The 18,757-nt window shown below is 47.4% G+C and carries 18 protein-coding genes; 9 read left to right on the top strand and 9 right to left on the bottom strand.

Features of this window, described 5'->3' with window-relative positions:
- Positions 1-25: 25 nt before the first annotated feature.
- Entirely contained in the window at positions 26-976 is a 951-nt protein-coding gene (locus PMG71_RS08210; RefSeq protein WP_283753176.1) for an NAD-dependent epimerase/dehydratase family protein, read from the top strand.
- A 509-nt stretch (positions 977-1,485) separates the two neighbouring features.
- Here PMG71_RS08210 and cbiT read toward each other — a convergent pair.
- Together cbiT and PMG71_RS08200 are read right to left on the bottom strand one after the other, a co-directional pair.
- A complete protein-coding gene (gene cbiT / locus PMG71_RS08205) occupies positions 1,486-2,082 on the bottom strand; it encodes a precorrin-6Y C5,15-methyltransferase subunit CbiT (RefSeq protein WP_283753175.1) in 597 nt (198 codons plus the stop codon).
- A gap of 79 nt (positions 2,083-2,161) precedes the next feature.
- Positions 2,162-3,646 carry an aminotransferase class I/II-fold pyridoxal phosphate-dependent enzyme gene (locus PMG71_RS08200; RefSeq protein ID WP_283753174.1) on the bottom strand — a complete coding sequence of 495 codons (1,485 nt, stop codon included), beginning with the start codon at positions 3,644-3,646 and terminating at the stop codon, positions 2,162-2,164.
- Between the two features lie 98 nt (positions 3,647-3,744).
- Between PMG71_RS08200 and ychF the strand changes: the two genes are divergently transcribed.
- The 4 genes from ychF to mog all read left to right on the top strand — a co-directional run bounded on the left by ychF (position 3,745) and on the right by mog (position 6,654).
- Positions 3,745-4,836, top strand: coding sequence for a redox-regulated ATPase YchF (gene ychF, locus PMG71_RS08195; RefSeq protein WP_283753173.1), 1,092 nt, complete (start codon positions 3,745-3,747; stop codon positions 4,834-4,836).
- A 90-nt stretch (positions 4,837-4,926) separates the two neighbouring features.
- Positions 4,927-5,322 carry a hypothetical protein gene (locus PMG71_RS08190; RefSeq protein WP_283753172.1) on the top strand — a complete coding sequence of 132 codons (396 nt, stop codon included), beginning with the start codon at positions 4,927-4,929 and terminating at the stop codon, positions 5,320-5,322.
- A gap of 222 nt (positions 5,323-5,544) precedes the next feature.
- Positions 5,545-5,976, top strand: coding sequence for a SufE family protein (locus tag PMG71_RS08185; protein ID WP_283753171.1), 432 nt, complete (start codon positions 5,545-5,547; stop codon positions 5,974-5,976).
- Positions 5,977-6,123: 147 nt separating this feature from the next.
- The gene (mog, locus tag PMG71_RS08180) at positions 6,124-6,654 is read left to right on the top strand and encodes a molybdopterin adenylyltransferase (protein ID WP_283753170.1); all 531 of its coding nucleotides are present in this window, start codon (positions 6,124-6,126) and stop codon (positions 6,652-6,654) included.
- A 212-nt stretch (positions 6,655-6,866) separates the two neighbouring features.
- Here mog and PMG71_RS08175 read toward each other — a convergent pair whose 3' ends face one another.
- The 3 genes from PMG71_RS08175 to PMG71_RS08165 form a co-directional block, all read right to left on the bottom strand.
- Positions 6,867-7,103: a DUF2811 domain-containing protein gene (locus PMG71_RS08175; RefSeq protein WP_283753169.1), complete on the bottom strand. Its 237-nt coding sequence runs from the start codon at positions 7,101-7,103 to the stop codon at positions 6,867-6,869.
- A 437-nt stretch (positions 7,104-7,540) separates the two neighbouring features.
- Positions 7,541-9,232: an HD domain-containing phosphohydrolase gene (locus tag PMG71_RS08170; protein ID WP_283753168.1), complete on the bottom strand. Its 1,692-nt coding sequence runs from the start codon at positions 9,230-9,232 to the stop codon at positions 7,541-7,543.
- A gap of 304 nt (positions 9,233-9,536) precedes the next feature.
- Positions 9,537-10,238 (bottom strand): DUF4079 domain-containing protein, encoded by a 702-nt coding sequence (locus tag PMG71_RS08165; protein WP_347179231.1) that lies wholly within the window; start codon positions 10,236-10,238, stop codon positions 9,537-9,539.
- A gap of 41 nt (positions 10,239-10,279) precedes the next feature.
- On the opposite strand from PMG71_RS08165, the gene PMG71_RS08160 reads away from it, so the two are divergent.
- Complete coding sequence (locus PMG71_RS08160) at positions 10,280-11,131, top strand: hypothetical protein (protein WP_283753166.1); 852 nt, start codon at positions 10,280-10,282, stop codon at positions 11,129-11,131.
- 34 nt (positions 11,132-11,165) lie between these two features.
- Here the strand turns inward: PMG71_RS08160 and PMG71_RS08155 are convergent, their stop codons facing one another.
- The 4 genes from PMG71_RS08155 to PMG71_RS08140 all read right to left on the bottom strand — a co-directional run bounded on the left by PMG71_RS08155 (position 11,166) and on the right by PMG71_RS08140 (position 14,632).
- Positions 11,166-12,788, bottom strand: a complete 1,623-nt coding sequence (locus PMG71_RS08155) for an alpha/beta hydrolase (protein WP_283753165.1) — start codon at positions 12,786-12,788, stop codon at positions 11,166-11,168.
- Between the two features lie 36 nt (positions 12,789-12,824).
- Positions 12,825-13,199, bottom strand: a complete 375-nt coding sequence (locus PMG71_RS08150; RefSeq protein ID WP_283753164.1) for a hypothetical protein — start codon at positions 13,197-13,199, stop codon at positions 12,825-12,827.
- Positions 13,200-13,339: 140 nt separating this feature from the next.
- Entirely contained in the window at positions 13,340-13,660 is a 321-nt protein-coding gene (locus PMG71_RS08145; protein ID WP_283753163.1) for a FliH/SctL family protein, read from the bottom strand.
- A 21-nt stretch (positions 13,661-13,681) separates the two neighbouring features.
- Complete coding sequence (locus tag PMG71_RS08140; RefSeq protein WP_283753162.1) at positions 13,682-14,632, bottom strand: RpnC/YadD family protein; 951 nt, start codon at positions 14,630-14,632, stop codon at positions 13,682-13,684.
- Between the two features lie 117 nt (positions 14,633-14,749).
- Here PMG71_RS08140 and PMG71_RS08135 point away from each other — a divergent pair, with 117 nt between their 5' ends.
- The 3 genes from PMG71_RS08135 to PMG71_RS08125 all read left to right on the top strand — a co-directional run bounded on the left by PMG71_RS08135 (position 14,750) and on the right by PMG71_RS08125 (position 18,528).
- On the top strand, positions 14,750-15,799 hold the full coding sequence (locus PMG71_RS08135) for a bifunctional heptose 7-phosphate kinase/heptose 1-phosphate adenyltransferase (protein WP_283753161.1): 1,050 nt from the start codon (positions 14,750-14,752) through the stop codon (positions 15,797-15,799).
- 350 nt (positions 15,800-16,149) lie between these two features.
- Complete coding sequence (rfbB, locus tag PMG71_RS08130) at positions 16,150-17,220, top strand: dTDP-glucose 4,6-dehydratase (protein WP_283753160.1); 1,071 nt, start codon at positions 16,150-16,152, stop codon at positions 17,218-17,220.
- Between the two features lie 447 nt (positions 17,221-17,667).
- A complete protein-coding gene (locus PMG71_RS08125; protein WP_283753159.1) occupies positions 17,668-18,528 on the top strand; it encodes a hypothetical protein in 861 nt (286 codons plus the stop codon).
- Positions 18,529-18,757 lie beyond the last annotated feature (229 nt).

Here is an 18,757-nt window from a genome sequence, read left to right as displayed (position 1 = left end):
ATGAGATCTAAAATTTATCTTTGAAATGACTAAAGTAATTGTAACCGGTGTAGCTGGTTTTATTGGTTCTACCTTAGCCGAAACCTTACTCAATCAAGGTCAAGAAGTCATTGGTATCGATCAATTTAATGATTATTATGACCCTACACTGAAACGTCGGAATGTTAGCAGTTTTGAAAATCATCCGCAGTTCACCCTGGTAGAGGGAGATATTCAAACTTTAGACTGGAATTCCCTGCTGACGGATGTAGAGGTGGTTTATCACCAAGCAGCGCAAGCGGGAGTGCGTGCGAGTTGGGGGGAAGGGTTTCGCTCCTATACGGAACGGAATATTAACGCGACTCAAATTATGCTGGAAGCGGCGAAACAGTTCACGACGTTAAAACGGTTTGTCTATGCTTCCACGTCTTCGGTGTATGGGAATGCGGAAACCTTTCCCACTTCAGAGATGATTCCTCCCCAACCGGTTTCTCCCTATGGCATTACCAAGTTGGCGGCGGAACGATTATGTGTGTTATATCACCAAAATTTTCAGGTTCCCTTTACGGCACTCCGCTATTTTACGGTCTATGGCCCCCGTCAGCGCCCGGATATGGCGTTTCATAAATTTTACAAGGCGGTATTGGAAGATCGGGCGATCGACATCTATGGAGATGGTCAGCAGACCAGGGATTTTACCTTTATTAAAGATGCTGTAGCTGCCAATATTGCGGCGGCAACGGCTCCTGACGCAGTTGGGGAAATTTTTAATATTGGTGGCGGCAGTCGGGTGGTACTGACAGATGTGTTGGATACGATGGAAAAAATTGTAGGTCAGCCTATCCGTAGAAATCACATCGATCGCGCCATGGGAGATGCTCGCCATACCAGTGCTGATGTTTCCAAAGCCAATCAGCTCATTGGATATCAGCCGCAAGTTTCCCTAGAGCAGGGCTTAACGGAGGAGTGGAAATGGGTTCAGGAACTTTATCGTTGAGAGCGTGAGGGAAAACGGCTGTAATGATTTTTACGGCGTTTCGCGCTGTTATGAGGTACAGCATTAATCTATGGGTTAGAATTGTCATTGCGACCGCAGGGAAGCATTCGCGCTTCGCGTTTCACGCAAGCTTCGCTTTTCATGTCCGCGAAGCGGAAACACGCAAGCTTCGCTTTCATGTCCGCGAAGCCCAAACGCCAAGATTGGGGGATTTTGCGATTGCTTCATTCCACTTCGTTCCATTCGCAATGACTTAATCTTAATAATACTGTACTACAACCCTATTCCCTATTCCCTATTCCCTATTCCCTAGCGCGAAGCGCTATATCTGCGAAGCAGAAATTTAGAAGACCGTACCTCACTACAGCGCGAAGCGCTGTATCGATGGGGTGGGGCGGGTTTTGGGAATTGATCGTTCTTTTCCTAGTTGTTGGTGAACCCGCCCCTACAAAATTCGTAAATCATGATCAATTTGGGGGCAAGAAACCGGGTTTCTGGATTGACGACCATTAATCCAGTTTTTCCCCACTAATAATAAACATGGGATTGACGGCGGCAAAAACCTGATACATGCCCCGTTTTTCCAGACGGTTAACCCCAGATTGAACCACTTCGATGTTGCGGACTTGGAGCTGGGCAAAGCCTTCGGAGAGGGCATATAGACTTTCTAAAGATGCAGCAGTGGCGACAATGCGCCCTTGTGGAAGTAACAAATTCCAGACGGCTTCTAAAATGGGTTTAACAGAGCGTCCCCCTTCCATACAAACGCGATGGGGACGCATGGGAATATCCTCTAAACATTCGGGGGCGCTGCCTTCAATAATTTCTACATTATTGACTTCAAAGCGATCGCAATTTCGACGAATGAGACTAGCCACCTCACGATCGCGCTCCACCGCAAAAATCCGTCCTTCTGGACACAATAACCCGGTTTCCACCGGAATCGTTCCCGTTCCTGCGCCAATGTCCCACAAAACCGAATCCTTACGCAACCGTAGAGCGGAAATCAACAAAAGTCGGATCTCCCGCTTACTTAAGGGAATACCCGGTAACCGCTCAAAAAGATCGTCAGGGATACCAGGAGTAATAAAAGGCCAAAGGGACATAAGATCAATTAAAAATTAGAAATTAAAAATTAAAAATGGGTCTGGCTTGGGGTCACCATTGCCTATTTCACCCAACGTCCTATTGTCTCACGACTTTTAAAGTTTTTAGAGTAGGATCGCTACATCCGGTAATTGTACCTCCTAGGGAGAGAACCTGTTGTAGATAGTCTAAGGCGGACATATTAATCATTTCACCGGGCATGATCGCCGGAATTCCAGGAGGATAAGGGCAAATGATTTCCGCACAAATGCGCTCATCGGTTTGTTCGAGGGGTAAGGTTTCTGTTTCTGAGAAAAAGGCTTCACGGGGAGAAAGAGCCGGAGTAATCAGAAAGGAGGACGGATGGACAAATAAACATTCTTCTTGCCATCGTTGTAAGACAGTAGGAGGGCAGTTAAATTGATGAGTGCCTGGGGTTTGGCAAACCTGGGATAACCCTTGAATTAATTGATCGATATCGCTTTGGGTATTACCCAAGCTGATAATAAAAGTTAAATATTGGGCTGAGGGTAATTCAGCAATGACTCCATGGCAATCGTGTAAAAGCCGATCCACTTGATAACCCGTTAAGCCACAAGCGCTCACTTTCACACTTAAGCGAGTGGGATCTAAAGCCAGAAATCCCTTACTCATTTTGGCCTCTAAAACCGCCAATTGGGGAAGTGTTTTCAGATTTTGTTTGGCTCGTTCTGCTAATTCTAAAGTGTGGGAAATTAATGCTTCTCCCTGGAGAGCCATTTGCTGACGTGCGGCATCTAGAGAAGCGAGGAGTAAATAACTGGGACTGGTAGACTGGAGTAATTGGAGCGATCGCCCAATGGCTTGGGGATCGACCCGCGATCCCTTCAGATGGAGCATGGAAGCTTGCGTCATCGCCCCCAAAACCTTATGAATCGATTGAATGGTGACATCAGCACCACAGGAGAGGGCTGAAGGGGGTAAATCCTGATGGAAGTGAAAATGGGGGCCATGGGCCTCATCCACAATCAGAGGAATATTATGCTCATGACATAAATTGGCGATCGCCTCCACATCCCCACAAACCCCCTGATAGGTCGGATAGACCATCATCACCGCCTTCGCATCCGGATGTTTAGTCAACGCCTTCTCAATCGACATCGGCGTAACACTATTGACCATATCCCAGTCTGGGTCGTACTCCGGATTCACAAAAATCGGCATCGCTCCAGAGAGAATTAACCCAGAAATCGCCGAACTATGGATATTTCGCGGTAAAATAATCTTCTGTCCACTGGTGCAAGTTGCCAAAATTGCAGCGATCGCACCGACGGTCGAACCATTGACCAAAAACCAAGTCCGATCGGCTCCAAATGCTTGGGCCGCCAAGTCTTGCGCTTCTCGGATCGCCCCATCTGGAGCATATAAATTATCCAGATCCGGCAGTTCCGGTAAATCCGATTGAAACACCAAACTCCCGAATAAATCCGCCAAAGGGCGAGAAATACCCACTCCCCGTTTATGGCCTGGAGTATAAAACGGAGCGTGAGCGTGAGTCGCATAGTGCCGGAGTGCATCTAGAATTGGGGTTTTGGCTTGAGACACTTTGGTAAATCCTATAACTTTCAATCAACCCAGTTGGCGATTCGGTACACACTATAAATCAACTTGACAACCTCAAACTTCATTAACAAACTCCACTAATGCTCAGAGCTGGAATTGTTGGACTGCCTAATGTGGGCAAATCAACCTTATTTAACGCCTTAGTCGCCAATGCTAAAGCACAAGCGGCTAATTTTCCATTTTGTACGATCGAACCCAATGTTGGAGTGGTTGCCGTCCCCGATGAACGCCTCTCTGTGTTGGCTAAACTTTCCCAATCTGAACAAATCGTTCCCACGCGGATGGAATTTGTGGATATTGCCGGTTTAGTCAAAGGAGCCAGTCAAGGCGAAGGCCTCGGTAACCAGTTTTTAGCCAATATTCGAGAAGTAGATGCCATTGTGCATGTGGTTCGATGCTTTGAAGATGATGATATCATTCATGTTTCCGGTTCTGTTGACCCTAGTCGGGATATTGAGGTGATTAATCTAGAATTAGCCCTAGCTGACCTGAGTCAGGTAGAACGCCGATTAGACCGCGCTCGTAAGCAAGCTAGGGGCAATAAGGATGCTCTGGTAGAAGTGAGCGCCCTAGAAAAACTAATTCCGGTATTGAATGAAGGCCAATCTGCCCGTTTAGCCCCCTTGAACGAGGAAGAACTCGACAGCATTAAAGGTCTGGGATTATTAACGGCTAAACCGATTATTTACGCGGCTAATGTGTCTGAGGATGATTTAGCCGAGGGCAATGAATGGGTGGAGCAGGTCAAACAAATTGCCGCCCAAGAAACGGCCCAAGTCGTCACCATTTCCGCTCAGGTAGAATCAGAGTTAATCGAGTTGCCTCCAGAAGACCGGGCTGATTTTTTGGCCAGTTTGGGAGTAGAGGAAGGCGGTTTGCAGTCCTTGATTCGCGCAACCTATACCCTGTTAGGATTACGCACTTATTTGACCACCGGGCCCAAGGAAACCCGCGCTTGGACAATTACAGCCGGGATGACCGCTCCCCAAGCAGCAGGGGTGATTCATTCCGATTTTGAGCGGGGTTTTATTCGTTCTGAAACCGTGGCTTACTCTGATTTGGTCACCAGTGGCTCGATGAATGCAGCCAAGGAAAAAGGACTGGTACGCAGTGAGGGTAAAGAGTATGTGGTACAGGAAGGGGATGTGATGCTCTTCCGGTTTAATGTTTAAGTGGGGCGAAAAAAACATTACCCATGACCAGCGCCTAGCGCTATAGGATAGATCACAAGTGTGCTTCTGTTGCATTTTCCCCGTTTAAAGATGACTAAATCTAATTCTAGCGATCGCCAGCCCTCCGAGTCTAAACCTGAATCCCAACCCGAACTCTCCTTAACTCCCCCTAGGGTTCAACGGCCCAAACGGCCGGAAATCGTCCAAAAACCCCAAAGACCCCAACCCATTACCCAGACCACTCCATCTGAACGGGTCTCCAAAGTCCCCAAACCCCGTAAAGCCCATGATGCTCCCCGACTGCCGAGACTAGAACAACCGGAGCCAGTACCAGAGTACGAAGGACGGAAAGCAGGCGATCTCATTGTGCTGCCCTATAGTGGTAAAACCGTCGAGATTAGCCACTTCTATGAAAGCGCCAGCCATTGGTACGCTGCCTTTGAAATGGGCTGTGTTCGGGTCGATTTATTAGAAAAATTGTCTTAGCTCTTGACACATGCTCAAGATGTGATAGACTGTGGTTGGTGGTGAGGAGTAAAGTGAAAGGAAAACGCGCTTGGGGTCGAAACACGGCCAGACTCCCAGGCGCTTTTCCTTTTTCTTCAAGATTTAAAACACAGAAAAAATATCTTAAGTCTGAATAGGTAAAGGGAATTCATCGATTAGAATCCAGTATGACGACTAGATGATGTTGGTGGCGATCGCCCTATGACTGAAACAACCCAAAGCCTACCCCCTAACTTAGAGAAAATTGTCAAACGCTTCCAACGCTGTCAAGACCCGAAGCGTCGCATCGAACAATTAATCGACTACGCCAAGAAACTCCCCGCCTTTCCAGACACAGATAAGGTAGAGGAAAATAAAGTCCCTGGTTGTGTTTCCCAAGTTTATGTGACGGCAACCCTAGAAGAGGGGAAACTGCACTATCAAGCGGATTCTGATGCTCAACTCACTAAAGGCCTAGTCGCGCTACTCGTAAGAGGACTCGATGGCTTAACCCCCGAAGAAGTAGCCCATCTCTCCGCCGAGTTTATCAAAGACACTGGTTTAGAAGTGAACCTAACGCCATCTAGGGCTAATGGATTTTACAATATCTTCGAGACGATGAAGAAAAAGGCGATCGCAGCTAGTACAACCTAGTGCCGTGACACAGCTACAATAGTGCATTAGCGTAGGGGGGGTTAGGCGGCTAAAACCTAGACTCTGACAGCAATCTCTCAATCCGCCGTAACCCACCATTTTAGGGTTGTCTCAAACCTAGCACCCATTCCCCATTCCCCATTCCCCATGAACACCCGTATTGGAATCCTGACGGCCTCAGACCGGGCCAGTGCAGGAGTCTATGAAGACCTGTCCGGAAAAGCCATTATTGACCGTCTCACCGAATACCTCACCAGTCCCTGGGAACCCGTCTATGAGGTCATCCCAGACGACTATGAGACAATCAAAACCACCCTCATCTCCCTGATTGACGAGCATCAATGCTCCCTCGTCGTCACCACCGGAGGAACCGGCCCCGCTCCCAGGGACGTAACCCCCGAAGCCACAGAAGCCGTCTGTGACAAAATGCTCCCCGGATTTGGGGAGCTGATGCGCTCCGTTTCCCTGCAATACGTTCCCACCGCCATCTTGTCCCGACAAACCGCAGGCATTCGCGGCAGCGCCTTAATTGTCAATCTTCCCGGTAAACCGAAATCCATTCGAGAATGTCTAGATGCCGTCTTTCCGGCCATTCCCTACTGCTTAGACTTAATTGGCGCACCCTATTTAGAATGTAATCCGGACGTGATTCAAGTTTTTCGACCCAAGAAAAAGTAAGTTATATCAAGTCCGGATAAAGGGTGAAGAAGCGGGCAAGATGCCCGCACTCCTCTAATCCCTTGATATTACTGGAGTGGGAGCGTCTCGCTCCCTAAATTTTTAATCATGGTATTGAGATCAGCCAATAACAAATCCGATTCTAGACCCACCTCTACAATGAACTTGAGCAACTCTGGAGTGGGCTGAAAACTATTATGGCCTTCCTCCCATTAGGGCAAAGCGGATATATTAAACAGAGCATCAAGATAGACCCGCGCTGCCTTCCGATAGCTCGATTCATGGCTCTGGGAAGTCTGACCATTTCCATTTTGCAGCAAAAATAGGGACAAGGCCGCAGAAAATACCCGCTCTTGATCCCAATCCGGATGATTTTCTAAATAGCATTGGATGGATTCGTGGAGATCTTCAGGTATTTCTGCCAGAATACTCACAGTTGTAGTATGCATATGCAGCCCTCTAGGGTTGGGTTGAGTGGATATCGGCAAGATGCCTTGTGGCTCTATTGTGTGCTACCAATAGGTGGTCTTGTCAATGTTGCGAAACGTAAAAAAAAACGATCATTTTTTGTTAGGTCAACGAAAAACCGATACTTTCAGCCCAATTTTCGTTACATAACTTTATTTTTTTGGGATAGGGAATCGAGATTAAAGGGCCAGTGGGGAAATCCCCAAGCCAGACCTAGGGATGGGGCTACAGGGCAGTTTTGTCCGGTTAAGGTTGTGTAAAATTCAGGAGAAGTTGTGGAAAAGACGAGGGTAAATTGTGGAAAGGTTGTGGAAGGTGTGGGGAAAAGAGGGGGAAATGATAAGAATTACGAATTTGGGGATGGGGAGACAGGGAAGGATGGCCCGCTCCCCACTCATAACTCATGGCTTACTGACTCTCAGGCAGCCGAAACGGTCTCTTTTGGCCAGGTATGGCCGAGAGCGGTAAAGACTTGGCGCTGTTCAAAGAGGAGAACGAGATCGGGGTTGATTTTGCCGTTGTCGGCTTCTTCATGGAGGATTTTGATGACGATATCGATGGGGAGACGGCGTTTATAGGGGCGATCGGCGGCCGTGAGCGCGTCGTAGATGTCCGCAACGCTCATCATTTGAGTTTGCATGGGGATGTCTTGTTGATGGAGTCCTTGGGGATATCCCGTACCGTCGAGTTTTTCATGGTGTCCGTAGGCGATCGCCGGAATATCTCCTAAACCCTTTGTCCAGGGAATGCGCTTGAGAAACTCATAGGAATGGGTAACATGGGCCTCGATCGCCAGCCGCTCTTGGGGGGTTAAATTGCCTCGAACCACCAGTAACTGGGCAATTTCGTCGGGTTTGAGCAAGGGTTTTTGCTGACCATCCACATCCCGATAAGTAAATTGGGCTATCTTTTGTAATTGCTTCTCAAAGCTCTGATAATGGGTTTTGAGTTCTTGGGTTTCAATGGCCAAAGGACGCTTGAGGTCTTCAATTAAGGCTAAAGATTCTTTTAAGTAGGCGATCGCCCGATCGAGTTCCTGGTCTAACTGAGCCAAGCGATCGCAATGGGGACAATTTTCCCCTTGATGCTGATGGCTAGGATGTTCCACCAAAACCTTAAACTTGCTTTGATAACACTCCATTTCTAACGTCCGTTGCGCCAAGGCAAACCGATGGCGAATCACTTCCAACTGTTCTGGATACAGCTTTTCCCGTTTGCCTAAAATCGTTTCCGGAACCAACACTTTACCAAAATCATGCAGTAAAGAAGCATAGCGAATTTCTTTAAGTTGTCGGTCATTAAACCAGATTAAATTAAGCGGCCCCGCGTGAACATCATTCACTTCTTGCGCGAGTCTCACCGTTAATTCCGCCACCCGTTCCGAATGTCCCGAAGTCGTCGGATCGCGGGCTTCAATCACCTGTACAGACGCTTTAACGAAGCCTTCAAACAGAGTTTCAATGCTCTCTTGTAGATGATTGCGTTCAATGGAAATTGCCGCTTGGGAAGCCAGCGATCGCACAATGCGTTCTTGAAACTGACTAAACGGTAGAGTCAGCTCCAGAGCGTTATCAGCCGTAACCTTCTCCTCTGAGTGACGTTTACGATTAATGAGCTGTAAAACTCCGATCGCCGTTCCTTCATGGTTTTGCATCGGTAATACCAAAACAGAACAAGTCCGATAGGCAAAATCTTGGTCAAAACTGCGATCGAGTTGATAAGGAACAGAGGAGGGTAACTGATAAGCATCAACAATATTTAAGCTATCCCCAGTTAGGGCCACATAACCGGCTAAACTTTTTGGAGTTAAAGGAATAGCAAACTCTTGAAACAGGTGAGTCGAGATCGAATCATTTTGGGCCGTCTTAAAAATCAATTCTTGGGTATCTTCTTTGCGATTGACTAAATAGACACTTCCAGCATCACTAGAGGTGATTTCACGACTTTTGGATAAAATCAAATCTAGTAACTGTTGTAAATCCTGACTCCCGGATAGCGCTGTCCCAATAGCAAGCAATTCTTCCACTAATTTCGCTCGTTTAGCGACTTCTTTTAAATCCTTTTGATCGAGTAAACAGGCTAATTCGGGATGCTGGTACTGTTCATCCATAATCCTAAGTTCTCATTGGCTTTAGCTGAACTGATGCACCCGATATAGTAAACCTAAATGAGTTGTGTAACGATTGCCCCTCATCCCCCTACCCCCTTCTCCGGATGGAGAAGGGGGAAAGTCAAGAATCCCGTGGGAGAGGGATTTTCCTTCGGACATGAAAGGGAGAGGGCATTTCCTATGGCACAACTCATTTAGACTAGCTATAGAGGAGTGGAGAGTTAAAAGGTATAATTTTCACTCCTCTATCCCTGTCTTAAGTCAGGGGTAAGTGTTTAACACCCAAATTAAAATACTATATCTATTAATCACCCAATTGTGGACAGGTTTTTGCCTTCCAGCTACACTTATAGACATAGGGTTTTTGCCAATCCAGGGGAAGTTCGAGTAAGTCACGGGAACCGGTGAAACCTTGGCCGACAAAGAGTAAAATGGCGACACAGTTAATGATGGTATGGGCAATGCGCCATTTGTGGGAGCGATCGCGGTAAATATCTTGTACGATCGCCAAAGAGAAAATCATTAATAGGGCCGCAACAATACCATAATAATAGTGAGAAATATACCATTCATTGGTGCGTCGAAAAACCCCATCTTGGCAGCCAAGAATGACTATCCCCATTCCTGCACCGGTAGCAAATACACCTCGCCATAATTTCGAGCCGCTTTTACTGACGCGAAAGAGGAAGACTAAGGAGCCAATCGTAGCGGCAAATAATAGGGCAACTAAAATACTTTCAACGGCACTAGAGCGGGGTTTGTCAATGAAGAGAACATAAGCAAGGGCAACTAAGCTAATACCAACCACGGAGCCAGTGAGCCATTGACCCATTTTGACATGATCGGGGCCAACCATGGGGGTAATTTTGCTTTTTTCTCCCGCAGCAGTTGCTAGTCGTCGTTGACGAGTTTGCCAGGCAAAATGAACGACGATACCAATCAGGGGATAAACTAAGGCTACGGCGAGGGTAGGATGTAGGATAGCGAGGAGATCTTTGGTGTCCATCATAGGGGTTACAACGGTATAAGGAAGAAAGGGGAATATGGATGGATATTAACAAACTCTTAAATCAACTGACACAGCAGGAAAAAGAATTACAAGAACAGGAGTTTCTCGCGCCTTGTGTAGCGGGAGGAGGGCTGAAAACGGCGATAAAACTCCGTTTCGCTGGCGCGATCTCCTCTATTGCGTATTCTTTCCAACCTCAACCCGCCGATTTTGAAGGCTGGGGAATTTTCAAACCTCTGGATACGCGCACAGCTCAATGGGTTGATGAGCCAACTTTGCCCCAAATTAGCGAGTATTTAAGTTTGCTCAAACCCCTGAGATTTTGGCTCGGTTATCGCCTTAAAGGACAAACTTGGTTAGCTTATCCGGTGAATGGGGATGAAGCGAAAAGACGCTATGGAATTACTCAACCGACTCCTGTTCATTTAGTGACTGAAGGCGGAGCGTTTGAAACGATTATCGCCCGTGGAGATGGCTCTAGCTGGTGGTTTGAGAGTGTCGATCGCCGCGCCGATCCGCAAATGATCGATACTCTTAAGCATCACTTAAAACAGTTGACTGAGCCGGAAACTCTCCAGTTTTCGGGCATGACTCCGGAAGCGAAAATTACTTATGAGTTAGTGGCTGGGCAACAGGAAGAATTTAGTAGCGAAAAACGCGATCGCCGTCGCTTAAATCAAGCACTCCAACAAGGGGGAGGAGCGCTGCAAGACTTTGGCGATCGAGGAGACTATTGGCACGTCGAATGGACAACGGCGGATGGAGAACAGCATGTTTCTGCCATTAGTAAAGGAGATTTAACGGTGATGAGTTCGGGGATTTGTTTAAGTGGGCGCGATCGCGACTTTGATTTACAATCTCTCGTAGGCGTTATGGAAAACCGGGATTAGTCTAGTTTAAACCTCTGTAATTGTTCCTTGTTAATTAACTCCAACCGAGCCAATGCAACAAACGACTGACTTCTATTCGCTCCCATAAACTGCCTGGAAGGGACTGATTTAAGCGCAGGGGTATTTGAGGAGTGGAAAAAGATTGGGCATAAGTGGGACTGAGGAAGACTTGATAGTTCTCTTTTTCTGGGGTTAATTGTTTGATAAAGGCTAAGGAAACGCCATTAAGCAAGTGTTGCAAGGGTTGAAAGGGGGAAGCCACTGAATTGGAATATCTCAGATTACCAATACTTAAATGGGGGGTTCCAATGGCAGTCAGGAGATATTTGGGCCCGGTTAAGTGGTTGAAGGGGCGAATTTGATGTTCGAGGGCAGGGGTAACGGCATCATTGGTATTGGCTAAGATTAAGGTAGGAATTTTGACTTTGCTGATGCCGGTTTCGCCAAATAAACGGCCGATGACGGGACTAATGGCGATTACTTGTGCAATGCGGTCATCCTTGAGAGACTGGGGAACAGTGGTGAGATCGGCTGCTGCACATTGCAACCAGTCAGCCGGAGAACGACCCAGGGGGAGGCGATCGCGGCAAAAATGGCGTAAACTGGCTAAATCTAGCTCTGCACCGGCTAAAACGAAGGCGGTATATCCCCCCAAGGAATGACCCACCATTGTCACTTTATTGGTGTTCAGTTTGCTGTAAAAGGGGCCGGGTTGATGATTGACGGTTTCTAGATAATCGAGCATAAACCGGATATCTTGGGGGCGATCGATAAATTCTTCCGGGGGAACTAAGGTGGCTAAATGGCTAAATTTTGACCCTTTCATTAACCATCTGAGGCTACTTCCAGGATGCTCGATCGCCGCTACGGTTAGGCCATGGGAGGCTAAATGATACGCTAAACCGGATAAATAATTGCGATCGGAACCAAAGCCATGGGAGATGACCACTAGGGGGGCAGAATCTAGCGATCCAGGAACTGTGTAGAGATCTACGGGAATGATTCGATTTCTCTGGCTATCTCGCAGGATTAAGGATGTTTTTTCTACTGGCCCATCCGCCGGTTGACTCGGATCGATTTCCCCGACAAGATCCTCTGGGGAATTAACTAACAAATCCCGCACCAGTAAGGGTTCTAGAAGCCGACTTTGCCAATAATCATGGTTGAATTGGAGCGCAAAAGATAAAGCGGCGGACAGATTAAGGGTAATTTCTTTACCGGGATAGGCTTTGAGAATGGAGAGAACACTGAAATGGTTGTTTTTCAGGGTAGTGGTTACGGCTTGCTCTAGATAGTCGAGGCGACTATCGGGCAACATGGGAACAATGCTTTGGTAAATTTGTAGACTTAGGGGGGAGTGGAAAATATTTCTGAGGATGCGATCGCCCAGTTGGGTATCGATGGGAAAGCGATAATCTAAGAGCTGCTGCACCTTGGGAGTAAGGACAGAGCGGTAGGGTTGTAAGGCTGGGGATAGGGTTCCGGTTTCGCTAAAGTCTTCTAAGTCGGCGATCGCAATTTGGCTCTGCCATAATCCTAAGCGGAGATTAATGCGATCGGCTCCATAGGCAGCTTGTGCTAAGGCACACCACCCGGTCAGCAAAGCTAAGACACATCTTAAACCCCATCGCTGGTGCGATCGCTTCATGATCCTCATACTTTACTCAAAACTCAACCATCCTAGGCATACTCCTTAAGGAGCTTCTTCTTGTACCTCTCTCAGTAATAACACAAACTGATAAGTTCCTACCGGCATATCCCTCTCAGGATTCCAATTCCCATTCACCCAATCCCAAATATAAAGCTGTTTATTCAGAATTGTTACATAAGATATTTCTCCTAAATTTCCAGTTACCAAATACATCGGCACACCCAACCGATAAGTATTATTACAATTTTCAGAACTCGATTGAATTTGATTACAAATCTGGCGGTATAACGTGGGATTTAAATCAATCAGTTCATGGAAATTTCGGCGGTGTTGCGCCCAAGCGGCTTCCGAAATTCCCATAGATCCTAAAAACGCTGTTAAACCCGTTAACAGGCTGGCAACTATACGAGTTTTCATCATCTAGACTCCATTTGGGAATTTGGCTTTGATTATATAGCGCTACAGGCTGGTAATGGGTAATGAAGATGCTCCCAACCTCTGATTGATTGAGAGCATCCCGATCCAGCGTTAAGTTTGGGGTTCACTCACTCCTATGGTTATTCGTTCTCTGTCGTAAATTGTCTGAGTAACTCTTCACGAGACAATTGTAGAACCAGAGGGGTAAATTCTTCTGAAGGCAGGGCGGCTATTCGCCCTACAATAGCTCTCAGTTCCTCATCCAGTTCTCCAAACCGAACTCGTAAGAGATTGGTTATGAAGCGCACAGTGGCTTGCTCTTCCCCCTCTTGTCGTCCTTCTTGTCGTCCCTCTTGCCGTCCCTCTTGTCGTCCTTCTTGCCGTCCCTCTTGTTGTCCTTCTTGTCGTCCTTCTTCACGCAGTTGGGCGATCGCTTCTTCATAGAGTTGAGTTAAAGTCACGATGAGCCACTCCTCTGACACTTAGTCCTGTTCTACCCTAAATCGCAGGAGTAACTCTTCACGAGACAATTGTAGAAGTAGAGGGGTAAATTCTTCTGAAGGCAGGGCGGCTATTCGCCCTATAATGGCGGCAAGCTCCTCATCCACTTCTCCAAACCGAACTCGTAAGAGATTGGTTATGAAGCGTACAGTGGCTTGCTCTTCCCCCTCTTGCCGTCCTTCTTGCCGTCCCTCTTGCCGTCCCTCTTGTCGTCCCTCTTGTCGTCCTTCTTCACGCAGTTGGGCGATCGCTTCTTCATAGAGTTGAGTTAAAGTCACGATTAGCTCCTCATCATCTCGATCTGCTTCTTGGTTTTGCCTAGTGGCTAGAATGGTTAAAAGTTCGTAGACCAATTTTATCACATTCGCTCGCCAGCGATTTCCTTTAGGTAACGCTTCGAGTTCTCGAATGGCTTGCTGTTGGATTCTTCCGCGTCCTAAGAGTCTCAACCATAGCGTCTCTGGTGTGCGAGGGAGTTGATGGATAACGATAATGGCACTTTTGTAGAGCGCTGGACAATAATAGACTCCTGTCGGTTCATTGGCTAACTCTTTTGCACCAGCGCTCTCTAGTAAGTTTTCTGATGCTGTGGGAGTTAATATCCATAGTTTCGGTGGCTCAGTATTGGTCTGTTGTGTATTGTCTCTTTCCCGTTCCTCTTTGGCTTGCAGTACCAATAATTTCAACAGACAGGTGCGAATGTCCTTAGCTGTGATGGGATTACGAAAGGGTTCAAAGATTGCCGGAGTTTCCGTGAGTTTCCCTAACAACCCAAGTTCGCTGCTATCAAGTTCGGAAGAAGATGGGGTAAAGTACACATCAACTTGGCGGACTTCTGAGGCAACATCTTTGCTGGTTTCTACTGTGCCAAAAGAGGAGAGCATTTCGCTCAGATATTGTTTGGCAAACTGGTCATGGATAAATCTAGTCACGATCGCCGATTATGCAACTGCAATAATTTTACCCGCAATAGGGCCCATCTCCCATAGCCAGGGTTCAGGGGCGATCGTAGACTGATTAAGGTTTAACATTCAACCCCCTCAACTCATATGACCTTACCCGCAGATTTAATCGGGCAACTCAAACAGAACCAAAGCCGTTTAAATGAACTGATCGATCGCTTCCCGACTGCTAAAGTGCTAGTGGTTGGCGATCTAACCCTCGATGAATTCCTCACCGGTCAAGTAGAACGACTCTCCAGAGAAGCGCCCGTTCTGATTTTACGCCATGAGGAAACTCGCCAAATTCCTGGAGGGGGAGCCAACGCGGTTTATAATTTGGCGAAATTGGGGGGACAAATTAAAGCGGTGGGTATTGTGGGAAAAGATGACCAAGGGCAAGCCCTGCGGCGGATTTTTGAGGAAGCGGGAATTAATACCCAAGGCATTCTGATCGATGAAACCCGACCAACCGTGACCAAAACCCGCATTTCTGGCCATGCTCGTCAGTCGGTGACTCAGCAAATTGTGCGGGTCGATCGCAAGTCGGATCGGTTGCCAGAGTTATCTTTACAACAGGCGTTAGCAGATTATGTTCAATCCCAATTAGACCAAGTAGACGGGATAATTTGTTCGGACTATGGGGATGGAGCTTTTTGCACTCGACCGGATGGGCAACTCTCTCCAGTAATTTCTACAAGTTTAAAACACAAGCGAGTGATGGTGGATACTCAGAAGGATTTGCCGCGCTACCAGGGAGCGACCTTGTTTACTCCCAATTTACCGGAGGCAGAACAGGCAGTGGGTTATGCCATTGATGACGATGAGCGGTTAATGCAAGCGGGGAAAGATTTGTTAAAAATGACTCAAGCTGGTCATCTTCTGATTACTCGCGGGGATGAGGGTATGAGCTTATTTACACCTGAAAAGCCCATGGTTCACATTCCTGCCTTTAACCGTCGTCAGGTGTTTGATGTGACCGGAGCGGGGGATACGGTGATTGCAGCGATTTCTTTGGCGTTGTGTGTGGGGGCTTCGTTCTGGGAGGCGACGGTGTTGGGTAATTTGGCGGCTTCTCTGGTGGTGCGCCACTTCGGAACAGCAACGACTAATGGTGAAGAGATGAAACAGGCTTTAGCGGATATGCTGGACAATGAGTAGGGAGTAGGCAGTGGGGAATAGATTCTGTCTTTCTCAAAGCAAGGAGTGCGAGCATCTTGCTCGCTACCTTTCTCAAAGCAAGGAGTGCGAGCATCTTGCTCGCTACCTTTCTCAAAGTAAGGAGTGCGAGCATCTTGCTCGCTACCTTTCTCAAAGTAAGGAGTGCGAGCATCTTGCTCGCTACCTTTCTCAAAGTAAGGAGGAGTGCGAGCATCTTGCTCGCTACCTTTCTCTCAAAAGGAGGAGTGCGAGCATCTTGCTCGCTGCCTTTCCCTAGCGAGCGAGACGCTCGCATTCCTCCAGCACCAAATTAGCTGAGACAGTCCACTAGGTTAAGGATATTTAAGGTGATGGAAAATCGTAGTTCTCGTCGTGTTTTGGTTACGGGTGGTGCGGGGTTTATTGGCTCGAATTTTGTGCAATACTGGTGCGATCGCCACCCTCAAGACCGTATAGTGGTCTTAGATGCGCTCACCTATGCGGGAAATTTGGCTAATTTACAGCCGGTGAAGGATCGTCTTCAGTTTCGATTTGTACAGGGAGATATCGGCGATCGCCCCCTCATTGACCAACTCTTAGCCGAAGAACAGATTGATACCCTTGCCCACTTCGCCGCCGAATCCCATGTAGACCGCTCTATCCTCGGCCCTGGGGCATTTGTACAAACCAATGTCGTCGGTACATTCACCCTCTTAGAAGCCTTCCGCCAGCATTATCCCACCCTATCCGATAAGGGCTTATTTTTGCATGTCTCTACCGATGAAGTTTATGGCTCTTTAGGGCCCAATGATCCCGCATTTCAAGAAACCACACCCTACGCGCCTAACAGTCCCTATTCTGCCTCCAAAGCAGGCAGCGATCACCTGGTTCGCGCCTATTATCATACCTATAATTTACCCACGATTATTACCAATTGCTCCAATAATTATGGCCCCTATCAATTTCCTGAAAAGCTGATTCCCTTGATGACAATTAACACCTTAATCGGCAAAAATTTACCCGTTTACGGCGATGGTCAAAATATCCGGGATTGGCTCTATGTGATTGACCATTGCAGCGCTCTAGATGTGGTTATTCATAAGGGAAAACCAGGGGAAACTTACAATGTAGGGGGAAATAATGAAGTTAAAAATATTGACTTAGTAACCCTTTTATGCGACCTGATGGATGAACTCGCGCCCCAGCTCCCCGTCCGTCCTTGTCGTAACCTGATTACGTTTGTTAAGGATAGACTCGGACACGATCGCCGCTACGCGATCGATTCGACTAAAATTCAAACCGAACTCGGTTGGCAACCCTCGGTTACCGTAGAGGAAGGACTACGCCAAACCCTGAAATGGTACTTAGATCATCAAGATTGGTGGCAACCCTTACTTTCTCAAGAATATCAGGACTATTACCGCCAAGTTTATGAAGGGTAAGGTGCTTTTAGAAACCCGGTTTCTGGAAGAAACCGGGTTTCTAAGTCCCAATTTTTAACTATTGACTGCTCATCGTAAGAAAAGCATAGAAACAAAAATCGTAGAAGTTATGTTAGAGGGTGAATCTTACTATTCCCTTGAAGCATAAAATCAACCAGTTGCTGGCGATCGCCCAACCGGATCTGATTCGATTGAGCTAAATTATAGGCACTCTGGGTAAACCTTGGCTGCTACTACCCCCCCCTCGCAGCACCGACTTCCAACCCATAACCCCTACTCCAGCTAAAAACGACACATACATCTAAGATAACGAAAAAACTGCCATAGACTCTCAAACTCTGCTACTATTGACGCGAGTAGTAATGGCCAAAAAAACCGAACCTGAGCGGCCATTGTCTGTCTCACCCCTCCTTGTCCAAGTTCATCCGGTTCAGGGTACTCAGCGCCATGGCACAACCTAATCCAGCAGAGATCACCGATGCTCTAAACAGTGTCTTACAACCCCAAGGGGTTACCGCTAAAGCACTGATCAAAGAAGGCTGTTTACATATCCTCCTCGAAGGGGAAACCATACCCGAAAAGGAACAATATGTGGCGATCGTTCATGATGAAATCCTTAATATGGGTATTGACTCCTTCCCTACCCTACAAATTTATGGCCGCCAAATAGGAGCGAAAAAGCCGAGTTGGAGTGAAACCCTTGACCTCTTGCAAGGGAAAGATGAGGAGGACGATTTACCCAATTTTGCCCTTGACGATCCTGATGATGATATGAATTCTTATAACGATAACGATCTCGATGGTGCGGAGCCTTTAGACTCCGAGTCTGATGAATCGGGAGAGCAGAAGAAATCAGGGGCGAATAAGTTCCTGCCCTTGTTAGCTATCCCCATTGTTGCTCTAATTGGTGGTGCGGTTTGGTGGTTTTTCCTTCGTCCCGCTCCAGCTCCTATGATTCCTGCTACCGCTCCAGAGGCTGCCCCTGAACAAACTGCCGCAGAAGTACCCGCAGAAGCTCCTCCTGAAGCCCCCGCAGAAGCTGTTCCTGAAACTCCGGCATCGGTTCCCCCAGCATCCTCTAACCCTTGGAGAGATGGGATTAATATCGCTATGAGTGCGGCTGAACTCGCACAAACGGCAAGCACCCGTGCTGAGTGGGAAGAAGTGGCGAGTCAATGGCAGCAAGCGCGAGATTTAATGGCTCAAGTACCCCAAGATAGTGAAAATTATGGGGCGGCTCAAGAGCGAGTAGCGACTTATGATGAGAATGCTAGTTCAGCACTAATCTGGGCAGATCGCAGTAATTGAAGTTGATCGACCTAAATGTAGGTGCTTTCGGGGTGGAAAGCCCCCTCTCCCGTGGGAGAGGGGGTTGGGGGTGAGGGCGATACCTCGATATTATATCAAGTCCGATTGTTCATGTCCGCGAAGCGGAAATACCATGATTAAAAATTTAGGGAGCGAGACGCTCCCACTCCAGTAATATCAAGGGATTAGAGGAGTGCGGGCATCTTGCCCGCTTCTTCACCCTTTATCC

The organism is Roseofilum acuticapitatum BLCC-M154 (genome assembly GCF_030068475.1).
Taxonomy (GTDB): Bacteria; Cyanobacteriota; Cyanobacteriia; order Cyanobacteriales; family Desertifilaceae; genus Roseofilum; species Roseofilum acuticapitatum.
The sequence above is the reverse complement of the archived record's forward strand: the minus strand, read 5'-3'. Positions and strand labels throughout refer to the sequence as shown.

What these genes read in the sequence shown, in the direction of transcription:
- PMG71_RS08210 (WP_283753176.1), top strand. Translation starts at nt 26, where the DNA reads ATGACTAAAGTAATTGTAACCGGTGTAGCTGGTTTTATTGGTTCTACC.
- cbiT (WP_283753175.1), bottom strand. Translation starts at nt 2,082, where the DNA reads ATGTCCCTTTGGCCTTTTATTACTCCTGGTATCCCTGACGATCTTTTT.
- ychF (WP_283753173.1), top strand. Translation starts at nt 3,745, where the DNA reads ATGCTCAGAGCTGGAATTGTTGGACTGCCTAATGTGGGCAAATCAACC.
- PMG71_RS08190 (WP_283753172.1), top strand. Translation starts at nt 4,927, where the DNA reads ATGACTAAATCTAATTCTAGCGATCGCCAGCCCTCCGAGTCTAAACCT.
- PMG71_RS08185 (WP_283753171.1), top strand. Translation starts at nt 5,545, where the DNA reads ATGACTGAAACAACCCAAAGCCTACCCCCTAACTTAGAGAAAATTGTC.
- mog (WP_283753170.1), top strand. Translation starts at nt 6,124, where the DNA reads ATGAACACCCGTATTGGAATCCTGACGGCCTCAGACCGGGCCAGTGCA.
- PMG71_RS08175 (WP_283753169.1), bottom strand. Translation starts at nt 7,103, where the DNA reads ATGCATACTACAACTGTGAGTATTCTGGCAGAAATACCTGAAGATCTC.
- PMG71_RS08170 (WP_283753168.1), bottom strand. Translation starts at nt 9,232, where the DNA reads ATGGATGAACAGTACCAGCATCCCGAATTAGCCTGTTTACTCGATCAA.
- PMG71_RS08165 (WP_347179231.1), bottom strand. Translation starts at nt 10,238, where the DNA reads ATGGACACCAAAGATCTCCTCGCTATCCTACATCCTACCCTCGCCGTA.
- PMG71_RS08160 (WP_283753166.1), top strand. Translation starts at nt 10,280, where the DNA reads ATGGATATTAACAAACTCTTAAATCAACTGACACAGCAGGAAAAAGAA.
- PMG71_RS08155 (WP_283753165.1), bottom strand. Translation starts at nt 12,788, where the DNA reads ATGAGGATCATGAAGCGATCGCACCAGCGATGGGGTTTAAGATGTGTC.
- PMG71_RS08150 (WP_283753164.1), bottom strand. Translation starts at nt 13,199, where the DNA reads ATGAAAACTCGTATAGTTGCCAGCCTGTTAACGGGTTTAACAGCGTTT.
- PMG71_RS08135 (WP_283753161.1), top strand. Translation starts at nt 14,750, where the DNA reads ATGACCTTACCCGCAGATTTAATCGGGCAACTCAAACAGAACCAAAGC.
- rfbB (WP_283753160.1), top strand. Translation starts at nt 16,150, where the DNA reads ATGGAAAATCGTAGTTCTCGTCGTGTTTTGGTTACGGGTGGTGCGGGG.
- PMG71_RS08125 (WP_283753159.1), top strand. Translation starts at nt 17,668, where the DNA reads ATGGCACAACCTAATCCAGCAGAGATCACCGATGCTCTAAACAGTGTC.